General features: G+C 70.9%; 13 protein-coding genes and 1 pseudogene. 12 read left to right on the top strand and 2 right to left on the bottom strand.

The window, feature by feature from the left end; translation table 11 throughout:
- Nucleotides 1-71 precede the first annotated feature (71 nt).
- Nucleotides 72-497 carry a Rid family hydrolase gene (locus MJQ72_RS11365; protein ID WP_240599170.1) on the bottom strand — a complete coding sequence of 142 codons (426 nt, stop codon included), beginning with the start codon at nucleotides 495-497 and terminating at the stop codon, nucleotides 72-74.
- Between the two features lie 81 nt (nucleotides 498-578).
- Between MJQ72_RS11365 and MJQ72_RS11360 the strand changes: the two genes are divergently transcribed.
- The 3 genes from MJQ72_RS11360 to MJQ72_RS11350 all read left to right on the top strand — a co-directional run bounded on the left by MJQ72_RS11360 (nucleotide 579) and on the right by MJQ72_RS11350 (nucleotide 3,984).
- The gene (locus MJQ72_RS11360) at nucleotides 579-1,055 is read left to right on the top strand and encodes a MarR family winged helix-turn-helix transcriptional regulator (protein WP_240599169.1); all 477 of its coding nucleotides are present in this window, start codon (nucleotides 579-581) and stop codon (nucleotides 1,053-1,055) included.
- A gap of 158 nt (nucleotides 1,056-1,213) precedes the next feature.
- Nucleotides 1,214-1,756, top strand: coding sequence for a hypothetical protein (locus MJQ72_RS11355; protein WP_240599168.1), 543 nt, complete (start codon nucleotides 1,214-1,216; stop codon nucleotides 1,754-1,756).
- 353 nt (nucleotides 1,757-2,109) lie between these two features.
- On the top strand, nucleotides 2,110-3,984 hold the full coding sequence (locus MJQ72_RS11350; protein ID WP_240599167.1) for a Calx-beta domain-containing protein: 1,875 nt from the start codon (nucleotides 2,110-2,112) through the stop codon (nucleotides 3,982-3,984).
- 53 nt (nucleotides 3,985-4,037) lie between these two features.
- Here the strand turns inward: MJQ72_RS11350 and bla are convergent, their stop codons facing one another.
- Nucleotides 4,038-4,928 (bottom strand): class A beta-lactamase, encoded by an 891-nt coding sequence (gene bla / locus MJQ72_RS11345; RefSeq protein WP_240599166.1) that lies wholly within the window; start codon nucleotides 4,926-4,928, stop codon nucleotides 4,038-4,040.
- Nucleotides 4,929-5,029: 101 nt separating this feature from the next.
- On the opposite strand from bla, the gene MJQ72_RS11340 reads away from it, so the two are divergent.
- The 9 genes and pseudogenes from MJQ72_RS11340 (at nucleotide 5,030) to MJQ72_RS11300 (ending at nucleotide 21,912) form a co-directional block, all read left to right on the top strand.
- Complete coding sequence (locus tag MJQ72_RS11340) at nucleotides 5,030-5,911, top strand: LysR family transcriptional regulator (protein WP_240599165.1); 882 nt, start codon at nucleotides 5,030-5,032, stop codon at nucleotides 5,909-5,911.
- Nucleotides 5,908-6,810 (top strand): serine hydrolase, encoded by a 903-nt coding sequence (locus tag MJQ72_RS11335; protein WP_240599164.1) that lies wholly within the window; start codon nucleotides 5,908-5,910, stop codon nucleotides 6,808-6,810. The genes MJQ72_RS11340 and MJQ72_RS11335 overlap by 4 nt, the downstream gene beginning before the upstream one ends.
- 62 nt (nucleotides 6,811-6,872) lie before the next feature.
- Entirely contained in the window at nucleotides 6,873-7,355 is a 483-nt protein-coding gene (locus MJQ72_RS11330; RefSeq protein WP_240599163.1) for a flavodoxin family protein, read from the top strand.
- Nucleotides 7,356-7,634: 279 nt separating this feature from the next.
- Nucleotides 7,635-9,404: an alpha/beta hydrolase gene (locus MJQ72_RS11325; RefSeq protein WP_240599162.1), complete on the top strand. Its 1,770-nt coding sequence runs from the start codon at nucleotides 7,635-7,637 to the stop codon at nucleotides 9,402-9,404.
- A 182-nt stretch (nucleotides 9,405-9,586) separates the two neighbouring features.
- Complete coding sequence (locus MJQ72_RS11320; protein ID WP_037336653.1) at nucleotides 9,587-10,504, top strand: helix-turn-helix transcriptional regulator; 918 nt, start codon at nucleotides 9,587-9,589, stop codon at nucleotides 10,502-10,504.
- 124 nt (nucleotides 10,505-10,628) lie between these two features.
- Nucleotides 10,629-12,005, top strand: coding sequence for an MFS transporter (locus MJQ72_RS11315; protein ID WP_240599161.1), 1,377 nt, complete (start codon nucleotides 10,629-10,631; stop codon nucleotides 12,003-12,005).
- Nucleotides 12,006-12,174: 169 nt separating this feature from the next.
- Nucleotides 12,175-13,934 (top strand): annotated as a pseudogene (locus MJQ72_RS11310) (fatty acyl-AMP ligase).
- A complete protein-coding gene (locus MJQ72_RS11305) occupies nucleotides 13,931-20,350 on the top strand; it encodes a type I polyketide synthase (RefSeq protein ID WP_240599160.1) in 6,420 nt (2,139 codons plus the stop codon). The pseudogene MJQ72_RS11310 and the gene MJQ72_RS11305 overlap by 4 nt, the downstream one beginning before the upstream one ends.
- Nucleotides 20,347-21,912: an acyl-CoA carboxylase subunit beta gene (locus tag MJQ72_RS11300; protein WP_240599159.1), complete on the top strand. Its 1,566-nt coding sequence runs from the start codon at nucleotides 20,347-20,349 to the stop codon at nucleotides 21,910-21,912. Before MJQ72_RS11305 ends, MJQ72_RS11300 begins: the two co-directional genes overlap by 4 nt.
- The last annotated feature ends 2 nt before the right edge of the window (nucleotides 21,913-21,914 follow it).

The following is a 21,914-nucleotide window of genomic DNA, read 5'->3' as shown; positions in this document are numbered from 1 at the left end:
TCTCCTTAGCGGGTTTCCCAGCTGGGCCAAGAGCATGGGCGCAGTGATGGGGTACCCAAGGAGCGCGGGGTTCACACGCGGGCGTTCCCGGCGATCGCGGTGACCCTGATCTCGACCCGCATCTTCGGCGCGCCGAGGGCGGGGACGCCGATCTCGGTCCAGATCGGCGCCCGGTCGCCCATGTGCTCGCGGAATTGCGCCACCATCACGCGGTTGTGGGTCTCGCCGATGAAGCCGGGGACCTCCGGGACGTGGTACGAGTCGACAGAGATGACGTCGCGCCAAGTGGCGCCCGCGGTGGCGAGGGTGCGGGCGACGTTCGCGAAGGCTTGGACGATTTCCTCCTCCAGCGACTCGGGGAAGTTCCAGTCGTCGTCCCAGCCTCCCTGCCCCGAGATCTCGATGCGATCGCCGACGCGCACCGCCTGGCTGTAGCGCATGTCGGCCAGTTGCCGGTCGCCGTATCCGGGCGTGGCGAAGAACTCCGGCTGGGTCATGGTGGATCCTCTCCTTGACTTCATGCTTGAAGTCAAGCTAACACGATTTCACTTCACGCGTGAAGTGGGTAAGGTTCCGCCATGGCCACCCCGGACCCGGACGAAGCACTGTGGCTGACCCCTGCCGAAAAAGAGGCCTGGACCGGTCTGGTCTCCCTCGTTCTCCTGCTGCCGGGGCGGCTCGAATCGCCACTGCAGCACGACGCCGGGCTGACGCTGTTCGAGTACCTCGCCCTCAGTCATATTTCGGAGGCCCCGGAGCGGCGGCTGCGGATGAGCGAGCTGGCCTACCTCGCCAGCGGCTCGCTCTCTCGTCTGTCCAATGTGGTCAAACGCTTCGAGCAGCGCGGCTGGGTGGAGCGGACGCCGGACCCCGCCGACGGCCGCTACACCCTCGCCGTGCTCACCGACGACGGCTACGACGTGGTCGCCGCGGCCGCGCCGACGCACGTCCGTTCGGTGCGGGAGCTCGTCCTCGACCCGTTGACCGCGGAGGATCAGCGGGCGCTGGCCCGGATCGCCGCCAAGCTGAGGACGCGGCCCGCCGATCTCGGTTAGCGAGGGGCAAGGCGAACGTGGCGTAGTGGATTCGCCTGATCCCCTCCATAGGGCGGTACTTAGAGGCAGTCGGTTGTGCGCGCGAAGGTACCTTGTGCTCTCGTCGTGCATTTTGGTCCCCTGACGGGGTTCATTTCGCACGAAGAGGGGGAACTCTCGTGTTCAAGAAAACATTCGCCGTACTGTCGGTGTTCTCGATGGTGCTCCTGGGGCTCGCGGGAACGGCGCAGGCCGGGATCACGCAATGGTCCGACGGTTACGAATCGAATCCCTTCGGTGTCTGGGAGCGGGGAATCCAAGGCGGTGACGGGCATTCCTGGTTCGACATCGGCATGGGAGTGGCGCGGACGCCTCAGAACAACGGCTGGCTCTTCGCGGACAAGGGCTGGTCGGCGATGAGGACCGCGAAGTCGCTCAGCAGTTTCCCGTCGAATCGATCGAACTGTGCCGCCGCCATCTACGCCGACCCGGTCGGTGGTGGAGCGAACGTCGGCCTCGAGATCTGGGATCCCAATGGCTGGCGGAAAATCGCCCACACCGTGAAGTGGATCGACGACTGGGCGGAATATCAGCCCATCACGCTGTCCAATCTCAATCTGAACGGCGCGGGTACCGTCTATCTCCAGCCGATCTACGGCAACAATGGCGGGCCGGCGAAGTACGTCCGCTTGGACGACGCGATCATCCAGTGCGTTTACTGACCGGGTGCCCCGACGCGGCCCGATGTCTCGCCGCGGTATCGATCGGCGGGCCACGTTGCGACATTCGGTGATTGTTCACCGGTGGGCGTCCGGCGCGGCGATCACGGAAAACGCAGGAACGTTCGGCACCTCTCACGCGGAAGAGTGAGAGGTGCCGAAGGTTCGTCGGCTGGACGGTGCAATGCGGACCTGGTCCGCGTAGCCCGGATTCGCGGTAACAGCCCATTGGATGCCTTGACATAGGGCGCTTTGGGTGAAGCCCGGGTCTCGCGCTAACGAAATGCGAAATATTCCGTCTTTCTCAGGCAGCCCACAGGAATTCCGGCTCCGGCCGGGGCAGCGGAGGGAAGTCCATGTCACGAAGACCACTACTCGTCGTCCTGGCCGCCGTCACGGCGATGGTCGCGTCCACCGCGGTCGCCGCCGCGGCCCCGCCGGGAGTCGACCCGGCCACGGTCGATCTCACCCTCGACGCGGGGCAGAGCAAAACCGTCACCAAGAACGTGACGACCTCGGCCGTGCCGCCGAATCCCGACCTCGTCCTGCTCGCGGACACCACGGGCAGCATGGGCGGCCCGATCGGCAACGTGCGGTCGAACGCCAGCGCCATCACCGGTGACGTGCTCGCCGCGCAGCCGACCGCGCAGTTCGGCGTCGCCGAGTACAAGGACTTCACCGATTCGGTGCCGTTCAAGGTCAACCAGGGCATCACCGGGGACACGAACGCCGTCCAGGCGGGGATCAACCAGTGGGTGGCGGCGGGCGGCGGGGACACGCCCGAGGCGAACCTGAACGCGCTTTACCAGCTGGCCACCGGCGCGGTCGCCTTCCGGCCGGACGGCACCCGCATCATCGCGTGGTTCGGCGACGCGCCGTCGCACGATCCGAGCGGCGGGCACACGCTGGCCCAGACCATCGCGGCGCTGCAGGCGGCGAAGATCCGCGTGGTCGCCGTCAACGTCGGCGCACTCGATGCCACGGGGCAGGCCTCCGCCATCACCTCGGCGACGGGCGGCGTCCTGCTGAACAACGTCCCGGCCGGGCAGGTCTCGCAAGCCATCTTGGACGGCATCAAGTCCATCGAGGTCACCGTGACCCCGAAGGTGACCAGCTGCGACCCGCAGCTCACTGTCACCAACGATCCCGGCAGCGTCAAGGTGACCAGCGGCCAGGTCGCCACGTTCACCGAGACGATCAAGGTGGCGGCCGGGGCGGCCCCGGGCACCTACCAGTGCGTCGTGGACTACCAGGTCGACGGGATGTCCCGCGGGTACGTCGAGACCACGACCGTGCGCGTGCTCGGGTTGACCATCAACGACGTGACGGTCGGCGAGGGCTCCGGTGGCGCGCAAGTCCCGGCGACGTTCACGGTGTCGCTGCTCGGCGGCCCGAGCCCCCATCCGGTGACGGTCCAGTACGCGACCGCCAACGGCACCGCGACCGCGCCCGCCGACTACGCGGCGGCGAGCGGGACGGTCACGTTCGCGCCCGGTCAGACGGCCAGACCGGTGACCGTCCTGGTCGCCCCGGACAAGGTCGACGAGCCGGACGAGACCTTCACGGTGAACCTGTCGGCCCCGTCGGGTGCCGGTCTCCTCGACGCGACCGGGGTCGGCACGATCGTCGACGACGACCGTGACGGCGTCTTCTCCTGCACGGGGACCGCGGCGAACGTCCTCGGTGTGACCGCGGCGCGGGCCAACCCGGCGAACCTGCCGTGTGCCGACGACAGCAGCACCGTCGCCGCCGCGACGCTCAACGCCGGCCTGATCAAGGTGGACACCAAGGTCCTCACCGCGTCGACCGATCTCACGCCGGACGACCAGTCGGCGGCTCCGGCCGCGGGCGATCGCGCGCTGGCGTCGGCCAAGATCGACAAGACGGTGATCAGCACGCTCGGGTTGACCGTCGAGCTCGGCGTGATCCAGTCGCAGGCGACCGCGACCTGCCAGCCGTCGCCGGGCGGGCTCGCGCCGGTGCTCGCGGGCAGCTCGAACGTCGCCTCGCTGAAGATCAACGGCGAGTCGATCACGGTGGGCTCGGCGCCGCTGACCATTCCGCTGGTCATCGGTTCGCTGAAGCTCAACGGCCAGACCGTGGCGAACGGCGTCGTGAAGCAGCAGGCCGTCGCGCTGGAAACCGCGCTCGCGAAGATCGTGCTCGCGGAGTCCCAGGCCGACGTGCACGGAACCTCGGCGCATCCGGCGGGCAACCCCTGCCGTCGCTGAGCCGCTGAATCCCGCCGGGACGGACGGATCGTCGTCCGTCCCGGCGGGACTGGTCAGGGGAGTGCCTTCATCGCGGCCGCGGTGGCGTCGGCGAGCAGCTTGTTGTCGATCTCGGCCTCCTTGGCCTGCCGTTCGGTGAGCACCGAGACGACGATCGGCGCCCGGTTCGGCGGCCACACGACCCCGATGTCGTTGCGCGTGCCGTAGGCCGCCGTGCCGGTCTTGTCGGCGACCGCCCACCCGGGCACCCCGGCGCGGATGTTCTGGTCGCCGGTGGTGTTGGCGCGCATCATGTCGACCAGGATCTTGCGCTTGTCCTCGGGGAGGGCGTCGCCGAGCGCGAAGGCACGCAGGCTCACGGCGAGGGCGCGGGGTGTGCTGGTGTCCCTGTCGTCCCCGGGCGCCGTGTCGTTGAGTTCGGGTTCGATCCGGTCGGCGTGGCTCGTCGTGTCGCCGATCCCGCGGAACACCGCGTTGAGTCCTTCGGGGCCGCCGAGTTCGCGAAAGAGCAGGTTCCCGCCGGTGTTGTCGCTGTACCGGAGGGTCGCGTCGATGACGGCGCGCAACGGCAGGCCGGTCGCCACGTGTTTCTCCGTGACCGGCGAATTCGTGACCAGGTCCTCCTTTCCGTAGGTCACCGTGCGGTCCAGCTCGGCGACCGGCGTCCGCTGCAGGACGCCGCCGGCGCTGAACACCTTGTGGGTCGAGGCGTAGGCGAACCGTTCGTCGGCGCGGAAGGCGACCTCGCGGCCGGTCGCGGTGTCCACCGCGTACACGCCGAGCCGGGCGCCGTAAGCGCGTTCGAGCCCTTCGAAGTCCGGTCGTTCGGTCGACACGGACGGGGTGGCGGCGGGCGGCTGCTCGGGTGCGGGCGTGGAACACGCGGTGAGTGAGGCGACCGAGAGCGCCAGCAGGGCGGCCCACCGGCGAGGGGTGACGGACACGGTGATTCCTTTCAAGATCGTTCGATGTCCGCAGTCTGTCCAGCGCCGGTCATGCTGTCCAAGACACGAATGACGTCTTTCATGCGAATCGCGCATAGTATGTGGTCGTGGACCTGATCGGGAGCTGCCGGGCGTTCGTGAGCGTGAGCGAGGCCGGGACGTTCACCGCCGGAGCCGCGCTCGCGCGCATCCCCCAGCCGGTGGCGAGCCGCCGGATCGCCGCGCTGGAACGGCATTTCGGCGAGCGGCTGTTCGACCGCTCCACCCGGCGCGCCGTGCTCACCCCGTTCGGGCGGGACATGTTGCCGTCGGCGAAACGGCTGGTGGCGTTGGCCGACACCCTGGAACACGACGCGCGGCGCGCCAGGCTGCGGCCGATGCGGCTGGCGATGCCGGAAACCTGCACCGTCCGCGAGCTCGCCGAACTCGACGCGGCGGCGCGGGCGCTGGACGTCTTCCTGGAGTTCCGGCAGGCGCCGCCGCGAGAGCGGGCGGAACTCGTGCGCACGCAGGAGGTCCGGGCGGCGCTCACCGCGGTCCCCGGCGAAGAGGGCACCTGGAAGGTGCCGCTCGGGCTGGCGGGCGTGGGCAGGCTGCGGGCGGACGTCCTCCATCTGGAAACGTTGCGGGTCGGCCGGTCCGGCGGTGCGCCGCGCCGGGTCTGGATCCAGCCGGAAGACGACGTCCCGCATCTGGCCGACCGCCTCTTCCGGATCCGTGACGCGGTGGGGCTGCGGCCCGCGCAGGTGTCCGTCGCCGATTCGCTCACCGCGGCCGCCGCGGCCGTGTTCGGTTCGGACGATCTGCTGCTGTGCTCGGCGGCGCAGGCCACCGAGCTCGGCTTGGCCTGGCGGGCCATCGGCGAGATCCGGCTCGTGCGCGGGTTCGAGATCACAGTGGGGCCCGGCGAGGACGCGCAGCGGCTCCGGGCACGATTGTGGCCGGACATCGCCCGGTGTCTCGGCGCGGAGGAGACGACGTGAACACGGAAACGCTGCTCGTGCGGCTGCGCGCCGAACTGGGCGACGGCGGCCTGCGGGGTTCGTTCCTCGTGCGTGATCTGCGGACCGGCCACGAGGCGGGCATCGATCCGGACCTCGAGTTCCCGAGCGCCTCGCTGGTGAAGATCCCGCTCGCCGCGGCGACCCTGGAGCGGATCCGGCGCGGCGAGCTGGACGGCTCGGCGCCGCTCGACGTCGAGCCGGGGCGGGCCACCGCGCCGGGGCCGACCGGGCTGACCCGGTTCCGGCATCCGGCCAGGGTGGCGATCGATGACCTGCTCTACCTGACGATGGCCATCAGCGACGAGACCGCCGCGGACGCGCTGTTCGCGCTGACGCCGCCCGCCGAGGTCACCAGGATGACGCGCGAATGGGGCGTCACCGGGATCACCGCGCGGCATCCGGCCGCGGATCTCAGCGACACCCCCGCCGAACGCTTCGACCCCGCCGACGTCCACCTCGCGCACGCGCTCGCGATCAACGCGGGCACGGCGGGGCAGGGCCATCCCGTTCCGCAGCTCGACGTCACGCGCGCGAGCTCCGGTTCGGCGCGCGCGTTCGTGAACCTGCTGGAAGCGCTGTGGAAGCCGTCCAAAGTGGACGAAGAGGTGGCGGCGCGGGTGCGTGAGCTCATGGGGCTCAACCTGCTGCGTCAGCGGCTGAGCCCGGATTTCGTCTCCGACGCGACGAAATGGTCGTCGAAGACGGGCACCGTGCTGAACCTGCGGCACGAGGTCGGAGTGGTCGAGCACGCCGACGGCGGGATGTTCGCGATCGCCGCGCTGACCGAATCCAGGGTGCCGGCGGCGATCCAGCCGGAGGCCGAAGTGCTGATGGCCCGCGTGGCGCGGGAGCTGCGGGATCACCTGCGCGAGGGGTGATGTCACGTTCTCCGCCGCTGCCCGGTTCCTAAGGGAAAGGACCGGCGAAGTGGAGGATCGGCGTGAAGGTCGTCATCGTGTGCGTTTCGGTGTCGCACGGCAACACCGAAAGGGTCGCCGAAGCAATGGCGGGGGTGCTCGGCGCCCGCGTCGTCAGCCCCGAGGGGATCGAGCCCGCCGACCTCGAATCCTGTGACCTGGTGGGATTCGGCTCGGGGATCTTCGGCATGGACTTCCATCCGCGCCTGCGCCGGTTCGTCGAGGAGCTGCCGGGGGAACAGCGGCGGAAGGCGTTCGTGTTCACCACGAGCGGGCTGCCCGAACCGCCGTTCCGGCGTTACCTCCGCCGCCTGGCGCGGCTGCTCGGCCACAAGGGGTTCGACGTGGTGGGCACGTTCTCGTGCCGCGGCTTCGACACGTGGCTCCCGTTCAAGCTCGTCGGTGGTATCGGCAGGAATCGCCCCGGCACGGCCGATCTCGACGCGGCGCGCCGGTTCGCCGAACGCCTCGCGCACACCCGCGTGGGCCGTAACTCGCGTGATTGAGCACGTAACTCGCGTGCTCAGGGGCGTAACTCACGTGTGCGGCCTCCAAGCACGCGAGTTACGCCTCCAGGCACGCGAGTTCCGTCTCTGAGCACGCGTGATCGCCCTGGCGTCCCAGCTGACCGTTCGTGTCGAGATCCCGCCATGTCGGGTATCCGCCAGCTCGTGGCCGTGTGGGAAAGCTGATCACCGGTCTTTACTTCACGTACGGACGTCGGGGGGCTCCTGTCGAAAGGGATCATGGTGATCAGTAGTACGAGAAAGACGCGGAGAGGCACGGTGGCCGTGGTCGCCGGTGCGTTCCTGGCCTCGGGCCTGGTGCTGGCCCCCGCCGCGGGTGCGGCTCCCGCGGCCAAGGCCGAGCCGGACACCGCGGCGCTCGCCGGCGCGCTGACCAAGCAGGCCGTGGCCTGGGGCGAGTGCTCGTTCCCGTCCGTCGCGCCGGCGACGGAAGCGGAACTGAAGAAGGTCAAGGGGCTGGCCTGCGCCACCGTCCAGGTGCCGCGGGACTGGCACAACCCGCAGGACGGCAACACGATCGGCGTCCGCGTCTCCAAGACCGGGACCGCCTACCCCGGCACCGGCAGGCAGGGCATCGCGCTGGTCAACCCCGGCGGACCCGGCGGCGAAGGTCTCCCGTGGGGCGCCGCGATGGCGATGCGCAGCCCCGTGCTGGCCTCGCAGTACGACTTCGTCGGCTTCGACCCGCGCGGCGTCGGCCAGAGCACCCCGCTGACCTGTAGCTACACCGTGCCGGACAGCACGGATCAGAACGTGATCAGCCGGGCGAAGGTCGAGGGCTGCCTGAAGAACCCGCTGACGAAGTTCATCACCACCGAGCAGACCGCGTACGACATGGACTTCATCCGGGTGCTGCTCGGGGAGAAGAAGACCAGCTACATCGGCTACTCGTACGGCACGTGGCTCGGCACCTGGTACGCCACCACGTTCCCGAGCAAGGCGCACCGCTTCCTGCTCGACTCCTCGACCGACGCGAGCCGCTCGACCCTGGAGAAGACCTGGGATCTGCAGCCGCGCAGCCGTGACCGCCAGTTCCAGGAGGCGTTGCTGCCCTACGTCGCGCGCAACGACGCCAAGTACAAGGCGGGCACCGACCCGCTGGAGATCCGCCGCAACTGGGAGAAGGCGGGCGGCACGCGGGAATTCGCGGGCATGCTCTACGCCGCGTGGTTCATCATCCCGGCGATGTACGACACCACCCAGTATCCGTCGGCGGCCTCCATGGTGGCCGCGCTGGCGAAGGGACCGGCGCCCACCGGGACCGACGCGGAGAAGCTGGAGCAGGTCGTCGCGAAGGCGCTCGCCACCCCCGGCCTGACCGACGCGAACAAGGCGTTCCTGAACAAGGCCAAGGGCAACGCGCTGGAGGCCATCGCGAAGAAGGACTCGGTCGAGCGCAAGGCCTCCTATCAGGGCGGCGCCGAGGTCGAGACCTGGGACGCGGCGTTCGAGGCGATCCGTTGCCAGGACGGCCAGTGGAACCAGAACCTGCACTACTGGACCTACTGGCAGGCGGACCTGACGGTGAACGCGCCGTTCATCGCGCCGATCATGGCCCTGTCGGGTGCGCCGCTGTGCGCGTTCTGGCCGACCACCAACGCCAAGCCGGCGCCGGACGCCAAGACGTTCCCGAAGCTGCTGATCGCGCAGACCGAACTCGACGCGGCCACGCCGTACGAGGGCGCGCTCGCCACCGCGAACGGCCTGCCGGGCGCCAAGATGATCAGCGTCGACAACGAAGGCAGCCACGGGATCTTCCCGTACAACACCGACTGCGTCGACGACCCGATCGTCGCCTACTTCCAGACCGGTCTCACGCCGAAGAAGAAGTTCACCGGCTGCCAGGGCCTGCCCTTGCCCGGTGAGGACAAGACGGTCGAGGTCGGAGGGAACCTCGGGCACGACGGGAAGATCAAGATCAAGATGATCACGCCCCAGGTGCGCAAGGCGAACGAGATCGTCCGTGAGCTGCTCGAAGGCACCGCCACGCCGGAAGCGGACGAGAAGGGCCTGCCCGCCAACGCCTGATCCCCGGCAGCGTCGCACAAGGGCTCCCGCGAACCGATCCGGTTCGCGGGAGCCTCTTCGGCGTGATCCGTGACGGTTTCGTTATCGGTCCAGGCGCACGATCCGGCCGTTTTCCCCCTCAAGAACTGTGTGGCGTGACATCGATGTCACGTCGATCGATCCTGGGCGGGAGGAGAGGCGTCATGCTCGCCGAGTCGCGAGGCCTGTCGGTGGAGGCCGAGCAGCTGTACCGAGCCCTGCTGGAGGGGCGACCTGGCCCGCCGGGCGCCGAACTGGCGGAGCTGGAGCGGTTCGGCCTGATCCGCGCCGGAGCGTCCGGCGTCGAGGTGTGCCCGCCGCGTGCCGCGCTGTCGGCGTTCGCGGCGCAGCACGAAGCGGCGGCCGTCCGCGCGCGGGAAGCGGCCGAGGTGCTCGGCGCCGCCTACTCCCTGCGGACAGGCCGCGACGCGGACTTCGTCGAGGTCCTGCGGAGCCGGGACGAGGTGATCGCCACCTTCGAGGCCATGCAAACGCAGGCGGGTGTGGACATCGTCGCGCTGGATCCCGGGTCGTACATGAGCCCGAAGGCCGAAGTGAGCACGGTGCAGCCGGGTTCGATGGCGCGCGGCATCGCGTACCGCGTCGTCTACGACTCGTCCGTACTGCGGACCGACGACGGATTCGCCCAGGTGCAGTCGAGTATCGCGCTCGGGGAGCAGGCAAGGGTGTTCCCCAGGCTGCCGCTGAAGCTGGTGATCGCTGACAGCAACCGCGCGCTGATCGCCGTCCCGAACTCCGACGCCGGTGACGTGCTGGCCCTGCTGATACATCCGTCGATGCTGTTGAGCGCGCTGATCGAGCTGTTCGAATCGTTCTGGCGGATGGGCGTACCGGTGCGCGCGGGTGGCCCGGACGACGCGGAGGCGACACAGGAACCGACCGTCGCCACACGCCGTCTGCTCGCGTTGCTGAGCGGAGGCCTGACCGACGAAGCAATCGCGCGCGAGCTCGGCATCAGTGAACGCACGGTTCTCCGGCGGATCAGCCGCCTGCAGCAACTGCTGGGCGCGCAGACCCGGTTCCAGCTGGGAGCGCAGGCGTCGCGGCAAGGGTGGTTGTAGCGCGAGCGTGAGTTATAGCGCGAGCGTGAACGGGAGTCCGAGGAATTGTCACGGGAGAGTGGGGTCCAGTCTCGTGAGTGGTAAGGACGGTTAGAACCGTCTTTGCCACTCACGAGGATGGACAATGAGAGCGACGCTCTTCATGATCGGGCTCGGGGCGTTCGTCACCACCCTCGACAACACGATCGTCGCGGCGGGCGCGCCCTCGATCGCCCGGGAACTCGGGCTCGATCTGCCCACGCTGCAATGGGTGAGCATCGGCTACATGCTCCCGTTCGCCGGGCTGCTGCCGGTGGCGGGAACGCTGGTGGACCGCTGGGGCCAGGCGGCGACGCTGCGGGCCGGGCTGCTCGCCTTCGGCGCCGGCGCGGCCGTCGGAGGGTTCGCCACGACGGCGTGGCTCATCCTCTCCGCGCGGGTGCTGCAAGGCACGGCGGCGGCGCTCCTGGTCCCGGCCCTGCTCAGCCTGCTCCGCACCAACCTCGACGCGCGGAGGCGCGCTGTGGGAGCGACGGTCTGGACCGCCTGCCTCGCGGCCGCCCTCGCGCTCGGCCCGACGCTCGGCGGGGTGCTGAGCGAATATCTGGGCTGGGGCTGGATCTTCTTCGTCAATCTCCCGTTCGTGGCGGCTATGCTGGTACTGGTGCCCAGGGTAGCCCTGGCGGACCGTGGTCCGGCGGCCTCGCGGCCTGCTGTGGTGTCCATGCTGGTCGTGACCACCGCGATGGTCTTGACCACCGCCGCGGTGGTGGAGCTGAGCGCGGTGCTCGGTGCGGTGGGGGCGGCCTTCGCGATCTGTTTCGTGTTCAGGGAAAGACGCGCGCGAGTGCGGCTGGTGCCGACGGCGTTGACCGGGACGCGGGTCTTCACCGGCGCGCTCACCGTGCAGCTGCTGTGGGGGCTGGGGGTTTCCGGGGTCTTCTTCTTCACGCCGTTGCTGCATCAGGAATCCCTCGGCCTCGGGCCGATGCTCGCCGGATCACCGCTGGTCGTGGTGGCGCTCGCGGTCGTCGCCGCCACGCCGCTGGTGCCCTGGGCCGTGCCACGCTTCGGTCCACATCGGACAGTCGCGGCGGGGCTGGCCACGGTGGCCGCCGGGCTGCTGGCGATCGCCGCGGTCAACCACGTGCCGGAGATACCGCCGAGGATTCCCGGGCTCGTGCTGATCGGCGCCGGATCGGCCCTGACCACCCCGCTGACTTCGTACGCGCTGGACATCGTCGCCGAGCGGCACGCGGGCACCGCCTCCGGGCTGCTCACCGCGTCCCGTGAACTCTCGAGCGCGTTGGGGGTCGCGCTGATCGGGGCCGTGCTGTCGGTGGTCCGCACGGCCAGGCTCGGCGAAGGTGCCCCGGCCGCGCTGGCCGACGGCTACACGGCGGGGCTGCTGACCGCGGCGGCGCTGCAACTCGCCGGTGCGTTCCTCGCGCTCAGGCTGCTGAACCCCCGAAGTTCGTCTCGAAGTGACAAGCCGGGTGCCCCCTTTCTCACTTCCCGGTGAGCACGTCCGCGCGGGCACCGGCATTCCATCATCGGCTCATTGACACCCTTCCCGGGACGTCCATACAGTTCCGGGCAGATAAAGAACGGTCTCCGGAATGGAATCCGCTTTCGGCAACGGCGCCGTTCCGAATTCACCCGCTCCTGCTCACGTCGTCAAACGAGGGGCCATGGAAACCATTTCGGAAACGGTCGTCGCCGCCCGCGGCACGGACGACGCACCCGGTGGGGAGTCGTTCGCGACACTGCTGAGGTACTGGGCGTGGCGGCTCGGCGACGAGGTCGCGGTGACCTACCTCGACCATCGCGCCGGAGCGGACGGCCGGGCGATCACCCTCTCCTGGCGCGAACTCGACGACCGGGTCGACCTCCTCGCCACCCGGCTGACCTCGTTCACCGGCGCTGGTGACCGGGCCGCGATCCTGGCGCGGCAGTCCGTCGACTACGTCGTCGCCTTCCTCGGCGCGATCCGCGCCGGGCTGGTCGCGGTCCCGCTGCTCGCCCCGGACCTCCCCGGGCACGCGGGCAGGCTGGCCGCCGTGCTCGCCGACTGCGCGCCGAGGGTCGTGCTCACGACCTCCGACGGGCTGGACGCCGTCGCCGGTTTCCTCACCTCGACGGAGATCGAGCGCCCCGCCGTGCTCGCCGTCGACACCACAGCTCCGGTCGCGGCCGGTGACCGCTCCTGGCCGCGACCGGAACCGGACGGAGTGGCGTACCTGCAGTACACGTCCGGTTCCACGAGGACGCCGGCGGGCGTGATGCTGACCCACCGCAACGCGCTCACCAACGCTCGCCAGGCGTGCGACGCGTACGCGATCGAAACCGGGACGACGTCCACCGTCAGCTGGTTGCCGCTCTTCCACGACATGGGCCTGATCCTCGGGATCGGCGCGCCCATGGCGGCGGGCGCGGCGTCGGTCCTGATGGATCCGCTCGCCTTCCTCGAACGTCCGTCACGCTGGCTGCGCGCGCTCTCGGCCAGCCCCGGCGCGATCAGCGCGGCACCCAATTTCGCCTACGCCTACAGCGCTTCCCGCGTGACCGAGGCAGAGAAGAGCTACCTCGAACTGAGCCGGGTCGTCTCGCTGATCAACGGCAGCGAGCCGGTCCTCCCGTCGACGATCGCGAAGTTCCACGGCGCCTTCGAGGAATGCGGGCTGCGCCCGGAGGTGCACCGGTCGTCCTACGGGCTGGCCGAGGCCACCGTGCTCGTGTCCGTCACCGAGGCGGGCAAGGCGCCGCGAGAGGTCGCCTTCGACCGTGATCAGCTCGCCGCGGGGCTGGCGGCGCCCGCGCTCCCCGGCGCGGCGTCCACCACGCTCGTCTCGTGCGGATTCCCGGCGGGGCAACGGGTCCGCATCGCCGATCCGGTCACCGGCGCGCTGGTCGAACCCGGCAGGGTGGGGGAGATCCAGGTCAACGGCCCGAACGTCGGAGTCGGGTACTGGGGCGGCCCGCCGAGTCCGGCCGTGTCTTCGGCCTGCCGCCGATCGATCCGGAGTCCGGCGCGGGCTGGCTCGCGACCGGGGACCTCGGCGTGCGGTACGACGGCGAACTGTTCATGACCGGCAGGCTCAAGGACCTCGTCATCGTCGACGGCCGCAACCACTATCCGCAGGACATCGAGCAGACCGTGGAGACCCATCCCGCGGTCCGGCCGCATTCCGCCGCGGCGTTCGCGATCGAGCGCGAAGACGGCGAAGCGGCGGTCGTGCTGGCGGAGCGCGCCAAAGGGAGCGAGGCCGACATCGTCGCGGCGACCGGCCAGATCCGGAGGGCGGTCTCGGCCGCGCACGGTCTGCGGCCGTACGACGTCGTCTTCCTCGCTCCGGGCGAGATTCCGCGCACCTCCAGCGGCAAGATCAGCCGGGCGCTGTGCCGGAAGTCCTATCTGGACGGTTCGCTGACCGCCCGGCGGCTCGGGTGACCGGCCAGATCCGCGCCTGGCTCATCGCGCGGGTGGCCGAGCGGACCGGCTCGCCCGCCGACCAGGTCGATCCCGATCGGCCACTGCACGAGAGCGGGCTGTCCTCACGCGAGTCGATGGAACTGGCAGCGGAGCTCGGCAGGTATCTCGGCCGCCCGCTGCCGCCGACACTGGTGTGGCAGTACCCGACGATCACCGCGCTCGCCGCACGTCTGTCCACAGTGGAGGACTCGGCGGTCGTGAGCGGCGAAGGCCGTGAAGAGGAACCGATCGCGATCGTCGGTGTCGGCTGTCGTTTGCCGGGCGGTGTCGAGTCCCCGGAGCAGTACTGGCGGCTCCTGGACGCCGGACGCGACGGCATCCGCGAGGTCCCGGAAGACCGCTGGGAGACCCCCGCCCGCGGCGGTTTCCTCGGCGACGTCGCCGGTTTCGACGCCGAGTTCTTCGGCATCACCCCGGGCGAGGCCGAGACGATGGATCCCCAGCAGCGGATGCTGCTCGAAGTCGCCTGGGCGGCGCTGGAACACGCCGGCATCCCGCCGTCCACCCTGCGTGGCAGCCGGACCGGGGTTTTCGTCGGGCTTTCGGCGGGCGAATACGGCCACCTGACGATGGCCGATCCCGCCGCCGTCGACGTCTGGTCCGCCACCGGCGCCGCGACCAGCATCGCCGCGAACCGGCTGTCGTACCTGTTCGACCTGCGCGGCCCCAGTCTCACGCTCGACACCGCGTGCTCGTCGTCGCTGGTCGCGGTGCACCAGGCGGTGCAGAGCCTCCGCCGCGGCGAATGCGGGACGGCGCTCGTCGCCGGGGTGAACCTGCTGCTCTCGCCCGCGGTCACCGCGTCCTTCGAGCGGGCCGGGGTGCTGGCGCCGGACGGGCACTGCAAACCGTTCGACGCCGCCGCCGACGGCATCGCCCGCGGCGAAGGCTGTGGGGTGATCGTGCTGAGACCGCTGAAGGCCGCTCGCCGCGCGGGCGACCGGGTGCTCGCGGTGATCCGCGGCAGCGCGGTCAATTCCGACGGCCGGTCGAACGGGCTCGTGGCACCCAGCCCCGGCGCGCAGGCGGACCTCTTGCGCGACGCGTACGCGGCGGCGGGCGTCGAACCGTCCTCTGTGGACTATGTGGAGGCGCACGGGACCGGCACCGAGGTGGGCGACCCGATCGAGGCCGGCGCGCTCGGCGAGGTGCTCGGAGCCGGCCGCGACCCCGGCCGCCCGCTCCTGATCGGCTCGGTGAAGGGGAACCTGGGCCACCTGGAAGGCGCGGCGGGGATGGCCGGGCTGATCAAGGTCGTCCTCGCGATGGTCCACCGGCGGCTGCCGCCGACCCCGCATCATCACGAACCCAGCCCGCATATCGATTTCGCCGGTCTCCGCCTGCGCGTGGTGGACACCGGGACGGACTGGCCGCGCTACTCCGACGTCGTGCGCGCCGGGGTCTCCGCGTTCGGTTTCGGCGGCACCAACGCCCACGTCGTCCTCGAAGAGTGGCCTGCCGCGTCGTTCGCCGCCCGGGGGAAGGAAACCGGGACTTCGCGGGTGTTCGCGCTCTCCGCTCGCTCGGCCGAGGTGCTCCGGGCGCGGGCCGCCGATCTGGCGGACTGGCTCGAAGACCCAGCCCACCGGCAGGTCTCGCTCGGCTCGGTCGCCGCGACGCTGGCCACGAGCCGGGACCACCTGCCTGTCCGTGGCGCGGTCGTCGCGGAAGGACGGGACCGGGTGACCGACGCCTTGCGGGCGATGGCCGCCGGACATGAGCGCGGCGACGTCGTCCTCGGCGAGGCCGGATCCGGGTCCGGCGTCGTGTTCGTCTTCTCCGGCTACGGCTCCCAGTGGCCGGGGATGGGCCGCGTCCTGCTGCGCACCGAGCCCGCGTTCCGGGCCGAGGTGGAGGCGCTCGACCCGGTGTTCCTGGCCGAAGCCGGATTCTCCCTGCGCGCGGTGTTCTCCGGCGAGTACGAGCCGCCGGACCTCGGCGCGACGCAACTCGCGCTGTTCGGCACGCAACTCGCCCTCGCCGGGCTCTGGCGTGCGCGCGGTGTGGTCCCGGCCGCGGTGCTCGGGCATTCGATGGGCGAGGTCGCGGCCGCCGTCGTCGCCGGTGCGCTGGACGTCGCCGACGGCTTGCACGTGATGGCCACCCGCGCCCGGCTGCTGGCCGAGGTGGACGCCTCGGGCGACGGCGCGATGGCGGTGGTCGAACTCTCGGCGGCCGAACTGGCCGACCTGGAAGCGGACTTCCCCGGGATCACGGTCGCGGTCTACGCCTCGCCGGTCCAGTGCACCGTCAGCGGTGGAGCCGAACAGGTCGAGGCGCTGGTGTCGCACGTCGAGAGCCTCGGCAGGCTGGCGAAGCGGCTGCCCGTGGGCGGCGCGGGCCATTCGGAAGCCGTCGACGCCGTTCTCGGCCGGTTCCGCGCCGAGCTCGCCGGGCTGTCTCCAAGACCGGCTGAGATCCCCTGCTACAGCAGCGTTCTCGACGATCCACAGTGGACTCCGTTGTTCGACGTGGACTACTGGGCGGCGAATCTGCGGCGTCCGGTGCGGTTCAGCCAGGCGCTGGCGGCGGCCACCGCCGACGGGTACGGCGTCTTCGTCGAGATCTCGCCGCATCCGGTGGCACTGGCCGCGATCGAACAGAGCACCGGCGCCGTCGCGCTCCCGTCGGCGAGCCGCAAGATCGACGAGCGCAGGGCATTCCTGACCACGCTCGCCCGGCTCCACGTCGTCGGGCTGCCCGTCGTACTCGACGACGGCGGCCCCCGACCGCTTCCGGTCGCACTGCCCGCCCCGCGCTGGCGGCACCGGCGGTTCTGGCCGCGGCGCCCGGCGCCCCGATCCGGCGGCGCGCATCCCTTGCTGGGTGTCCACATCGAACAACCGACCGGCGGCGGACACCTGTGGCGCGCGGACGTCGGAACCGAGACGCTGCCGTGGCTGGCCGACCACGCGGCGATGGGTGTCCCGCTGTTCCCCGCCGCCGGATTCCTGGAACTCGCGCTCGCGGCGGCGAAATCGGTTCTGCGGTCCGGCGGGCAGCTGCGCGTCGGCGGCCTCGAACTGCATCGCGTGCTCCCGCTGGCCGCGCACACCGAGGTGACGACCAGTCTGAGCACCGGACCGTCCGAAGTGGACGTCTACGCGCGGTCCGCGGACGGCGGCTGGGTGCGGCACGCCACGGCCCGGGTCCGCGACGGGAACACCGCGGTGATACCGTTCGGCGCCGTCGGCGACGATGCCCGGCCGATCGACCTGTACCGGGTGCTGGCCGGGATGGGGCAGAGTTACGGCCCCGCTTTCCGCGGGCTGCGCGACGTCCTGGCGGCACCAGGGCGGGCTTCGGCGTCGATCACCATGCCCGCCGACGATCCGGCGTACGTCCTGCATCCGGTGATCGCCGACGCCTGCCTGCACGCGCTGGCCGCGGCCGCCGGCGACGTGCTGCGCGAAGCGGACGGCGTCTTCCTGCCGCTGACCTTGGGCGAGGTCGTCCTCGCCGGTGACCCTCGCCGCGGTGTCCGGGTCGACGCCGTGCTCGACTCGCTCGATCCGGCCGGTGACGGGCTGGTCGGCGGTGTCCAGCTGGTCGACGCCGACGACGTCGTCCTGGTCGAGTTCCGCGAGGTCTACTGCCGCCGGTTCCAGCGTTCGGCGCTGCCGGTGCCGATGGCGGAGCTGCTGTTCGAGACGGTCTGGCGGCAGGCCGATCTGCCGCCGGCCACGTCCGGTCCCCGCCGCTGGGTCGTCCTGCACGAGGACGCGCCGTGGCTGACGGAGTTGCGTGACCGGCTCGACGGGGACGAACTGGTGACCGTTCCGCTCGGCGACCGGGCCGCGCTGGCGGAAGCCTTGAGAGCCCGCGAGGTGACGGGAGTCCTGGTTTGCGCCGGGCCGGGCGGGATCGACCCGATGCGGGACGCGCGGATGGCCGCGAGGCTCTCCGGCGTCCTCGCCGAAGTGGTCGAGCGGGCGCCGCGGCTGTGGCTTGTCAGCGCGGGTGCGTCGGCCATCGAACCCGGCGAGCCCGGAGACCCGGGCCAGGCCTGGCTGCGCGGGCTGGTCCGTGTGCTCGCCTTCGAGCATCCCGAGCTGCGGGTGAGCCAGGTCGACTTCGACGCCGAGCCGGATCCCGCCCGGCTCTGGGTCGGCAAGCTGGCGGCGGAGCTCCGCGCGGACGCGCCGGACGACGAGATCGCCTGGCGCGAGGGCGTCCGGTACACCCGGGTGCTGGCCCGGCCGGAACTCGGCGGACCCGGCCGCGAAACCGTGGTGCGCGAGGGCGCTTACGTGCTCACCGGTGGTCTCGGTGGTCTCGGCCTGGTCGCGGCGGACTGGCTGGCGGGACGCGGCGCGACCAGGCTCGTCCTCTCCGGCCGGCGTGGTGCGAGCGCCGCCGTCGAACCACTGCTGGCGGATTTGCGCGACCAGGGCGTCGACGTCCGCGTGGTGACGGGGGACATCGCGGCGCCGGGGACGGCCGAAGCGCTGGTCACGGCCGCGACCGAGGGCGGTCTGCCGCTGCGTGGCGTGCTGCACGCGGCCGGTGTGCTGTCCGACGGTGCCGCCGTCGGCCTCGACGAAGACGCCGTCGAGACCGTCTGGCGCGCGAAAGCGCTGGGGGCGTGGCGTCTGCACGAAGCGACGGCCGGGCACGAACTCGACTGGTGGCTGACGTACTCGTCGGCGGCCGCGCTGTTCGGATCGCCGGGTCAGGCCGCCTACGCCACGGCGAACGCGTGGGTGGACGCGCTGGTCGCGTGGCGCCGGGCCGCCGGATTGCCGGCGGCGACCGTCGGCTGGGGTGCCTGGGGCGAGGCCGGGGCGGCGGTCGGCAACCGCAATCCCGTGCTCGAACCGCTCGGCACGGAGGAGGCGCTGGCGGCGCTGGACGCCGTGCTGCGACGCGACCGCGCCTCGACCGGGATCGCCCGCGTCGACGCCGGGACCGTTCTGGCGTTGTTCCCCCGGCTGGCCGGGCGGCCGTTCTTCGAGATGCTGGTACCACGGGACGAACCGGTCACCGGTCAGTCCACTTGGGACGGACTGGAAGCCTTGCGGGCGGCGCTGCCGGACGCTGCCCGCGAGATGCTGGCCGACTACCTGGCCGGGCTCGTCGCCGGGATGCTCGGCCTCGCCGCCGACGGGATCGACCGGGACGCGCCGCTCACCCGGCTCGGCCTGGACTCCCTCGCCGCCATGCGCGCCAGGGGAGTCGTGGAACGCGATTTCGGCCTGCCGCTGCCGATCCCGCTGTTGTTGCGTGGCGCGAGCCTCGGCGAACTCGCCGACCATCTCGCCGAACAGGCCGGGTTCGGCGAGGCGGGCGCACGGCCCGCCGGACCGAGCGCGGCCGTCGGGCCACGCGATCCGGCCGAACGCTGGATCGCCCGGCACTGGCAGGCGGAACTCGGCGGCGCGGAGCCCGGCGTCCACGACGACTTCTTCGCCGTCGGTGGCGACGCCGAAGCCGCCGAGCGGCTCCGTGTCGTTTTCACCGCGCAGCTCGGCGCCGTGCCCGAACGGCTTTTCGCCACGCCGACGATCGCCGCGATGGCCGATCTGCTGCGCGACGCGATCGAGGGACGAGGGGGCTGCCCTGTCCGGCCGCTGCGCGAGGGCGGCACGGATCCGGTGTTCCTGTTCCACCCGGCGGGTGGTCCGACGAGCGTCTACGAAGGACTCGTCCGCCTGCTGCCGGACGGCAGGCCCGTCTACGGGCTCGAACGGATCGACGAAGAGGACACGGTCGAGGACAAGGCCGAGTGCTATCTCGAACTGATCCGCGAGATCCAGCCGCGGGGCCCGTACCGGCTGGGCGGCTGGTCGTTCGGCGGCTGCCTCGCCTACGAGACCGCCCGGCGGCTGACGGCGGCGGGGGAGCGGGTCGACCTCGTGTTCATGATCGACAGCATCCTGCCGCTGCCCGCGCCGGGGAAGCCGGCGCACGAGATCCTGCTGGACCGGTTCGACCGCTTCGCCGAGCACGTCGAGCGGACCTACGGTGTCCCGCTGGACATCCCGCGTGAGGACCTCGTCCGGCTCGGCGACGAGGAACAGATCCGGCTGGTGATCGCCCGCCTGGCCGAGCAGGTGCCCGGGATGGGACACGGCGTGCTGCGGCACCAGTACGAGTCCTATGTGGACGCACGCGTGGCCGAACGGTACCAGCCGGAACCGTACGCCGGGCCGGTGCTGCTGGTGCGCGCGCAGGAGCCGCATCCGCTGACCACCACCCTCGACCCGCGGTACCTGCGCACCGACGACGCGCTGGGCTGGGACGCCTTCTGCGCGGATCTGGAGGTGGTGCGGGTGCCGGGCGACCATCTGTCGATGATCGACCCGCCGCACGTCGAGGTGGTCGCCGCCGCGCTCGCGGCCCGGCTCGGGGCACCCAAGGCGGCCCGGCCATGACCGACACGACGGCCTTCCGGATCGCCGATCTCGCGGCCCGGCGGGAAGATCTGCGGATCGCCGAGAAACGCGCCGTCGACCGGCAGCACGCCAAGGGCAAGCTGACCGCGCGCGAACGGGTCGAGCTGTTGCTGGACGAGGGTTCCTTCGTCGAACTCGACCAGTTCGCGCGGCATCGGTGCACCGAGTTCGGGATGGACGTCAACCGGCCCTACGGCGACGGCGTGGTGACCGGGCACGGCACCGTCGACGGCAGGCAGATCTGCGTGTTCTCCCAGGACTTCACCGTGTTCGGCGGCAGCATGGGCGAGGTCTTCGGCGAGAAGGTGCTCAAGGTGATGGACCTGGCGATGACGCTGGGCTGCCCCGTGGTCGGCATCAACGACTCCGGCGGCGCCCGGATCCAGGAAGGCGTCGTCTCGCTGGCCTACTACGCCGAGCTCGGCAGGCGCAACGCGCTCGCGTCCGGCGTCATCCCGCAGATCTCGCTGATCATGGGGCCGTGCGCGGGCGGGGCGGTGTACTCGCCGGCGATCACGGACTTCACCGTGATGGTGGACGAGACCGCGCATATGTTCGTCACCGGTCCGGACGTCGTGCACGCCGTCAGCGGTGAGCGCGTCTCCGCCCAGCGGCTCGGCGGCGCCGCGGTGAACAGCGAGGTCTCCGGGAACGCCCACCACCGGGCCGCCGACGAGCACGACGCCATCGACTGGGTGCAGACCTTGCTCGGCTATCTGCCGTCCAACAACCTCGACCCCGTACCGGAATACGCCGACGAGACCGATCCCGAACTGACCGCGGCTGATCTCGAACTCGACCGGCTGGTGCCCGATTCGCTGAACCAGGCCTACGACATGACCGAGGTGATCTCGCGGCTCGTCGACGACGGCGAGTTCACCGAGATCCACAGTGCCTTCGCGCCGAACATGATCTGCGCGTTCGGCCGGATGCGGGGCCGCACGGTCGGGGTCGTGGCGAACCAGCCGCGCCACCAGGCGGGCGTGATCGACATCGACGCGTCGGAGAAGGCGGCGCGCTTCGTCCGGTTCTGCGACGCCTTCGGCATCCCGATCCTCACCCTCGCCGACGTCCCCGGCTACCTGCCCGGTGAGGCGCAGGAACGGCACGGGATCATCCGGCGCGGTGCCAAACTGATCTACGCCTACGCCGAGGCGACCGTGCCGAAGGTGACCGTGGTGATCCGCAAGGCCTACGGCGGCGGCTACGCGGTGATGGGGTCGAAACACCTCGGCGCGGACGTCAACCTGGCGTGGCCCACCGCCGAGATCGCGGTGATGGGCGCCGAAGGCGCGGTGCGGGTGCTGCACCGGCACGAACTCGCCGCCCTGCCACCGGAACAGCGGACCGCCGAACGAAAGCGGCTCACCGACGCGTACCGCGAACGGCATTCGAGCCCCTATGTGGCGGCGGAACGCGGCTACGTCGATCAGGTCATCGCGCCGTCGCAGACCCGCCTTCAAGTGGCGAGGGCCCTGCACGCGCTGCGGACCAAACGGCAGACCCTCCCGGCCAAGAAACACGGAAACATCCCGTTGTGAGC

The sequence above is a fragment of the Amycolatopsis sp. EV170708-02-1 genome, assembly GCF_022479115.1.
In the GTDB taxonomy this organism is placed as follows: Bacteria; Actinomycetota; Actinomycetes; order Mycobacteriales; family Pseudonocardiaceae; genus Amycolatopsis.
The sequence above is the reverse complement of the archived record's forward strand: the minus strand, read 5'-3'. Positions and strand labels throughout refer to the sequence as shown.

What these genes read in the sequence shown, in the direction of transcription:
- MJQ72_RS11360 (WP_240599169.1), top strand. Translation starts at nt 579, where the DNA reads ATGGCCACCCCGGACCCGGACGAAGCACTGTGGCTGACCCCTGCCGAA.
- MJQ72_RS11315 (WP_240599161.1), top strand. Translation starts at nt 10,629, where the DNA reads ATGAGAGCGACGCTCTTCATGATCGGGCTCGGGGCGTTCGTCACCACC.
- MJQ72_RS11350 (WP_240599167.1), top strand. Translation starts at nt 2,110, where the DNA reads ATGTCACGAAGACCACTACTCGTCGTCCTGGCCGCCGTCACGGCGATG.
- MJQ72_RS11300 (WP_240599159.1), top strand. Translation starts at nt 20,347, where the DNA reads ATGACCGACACGACGGCCTTCCGGATCGCCGATCTCGCGGCCCGGCGG.
- MJQ72_RS11365 (WP_240599170.1), bottom strand. Translation starts at nt 497, where the DNA reads ATGACCCAGCCGGAGTTCTTCGCCACGCCCGGATACGGCGACCGGCAA.
- MJQ72_RS11320 (WP_037336653.1), top strand. Translation starts at nt 9,587, where the DNA reads ATGCTCGCCGAGTCGCGAGGCCTGTCGGTGGAGGCCGAGCAGCTGTAC.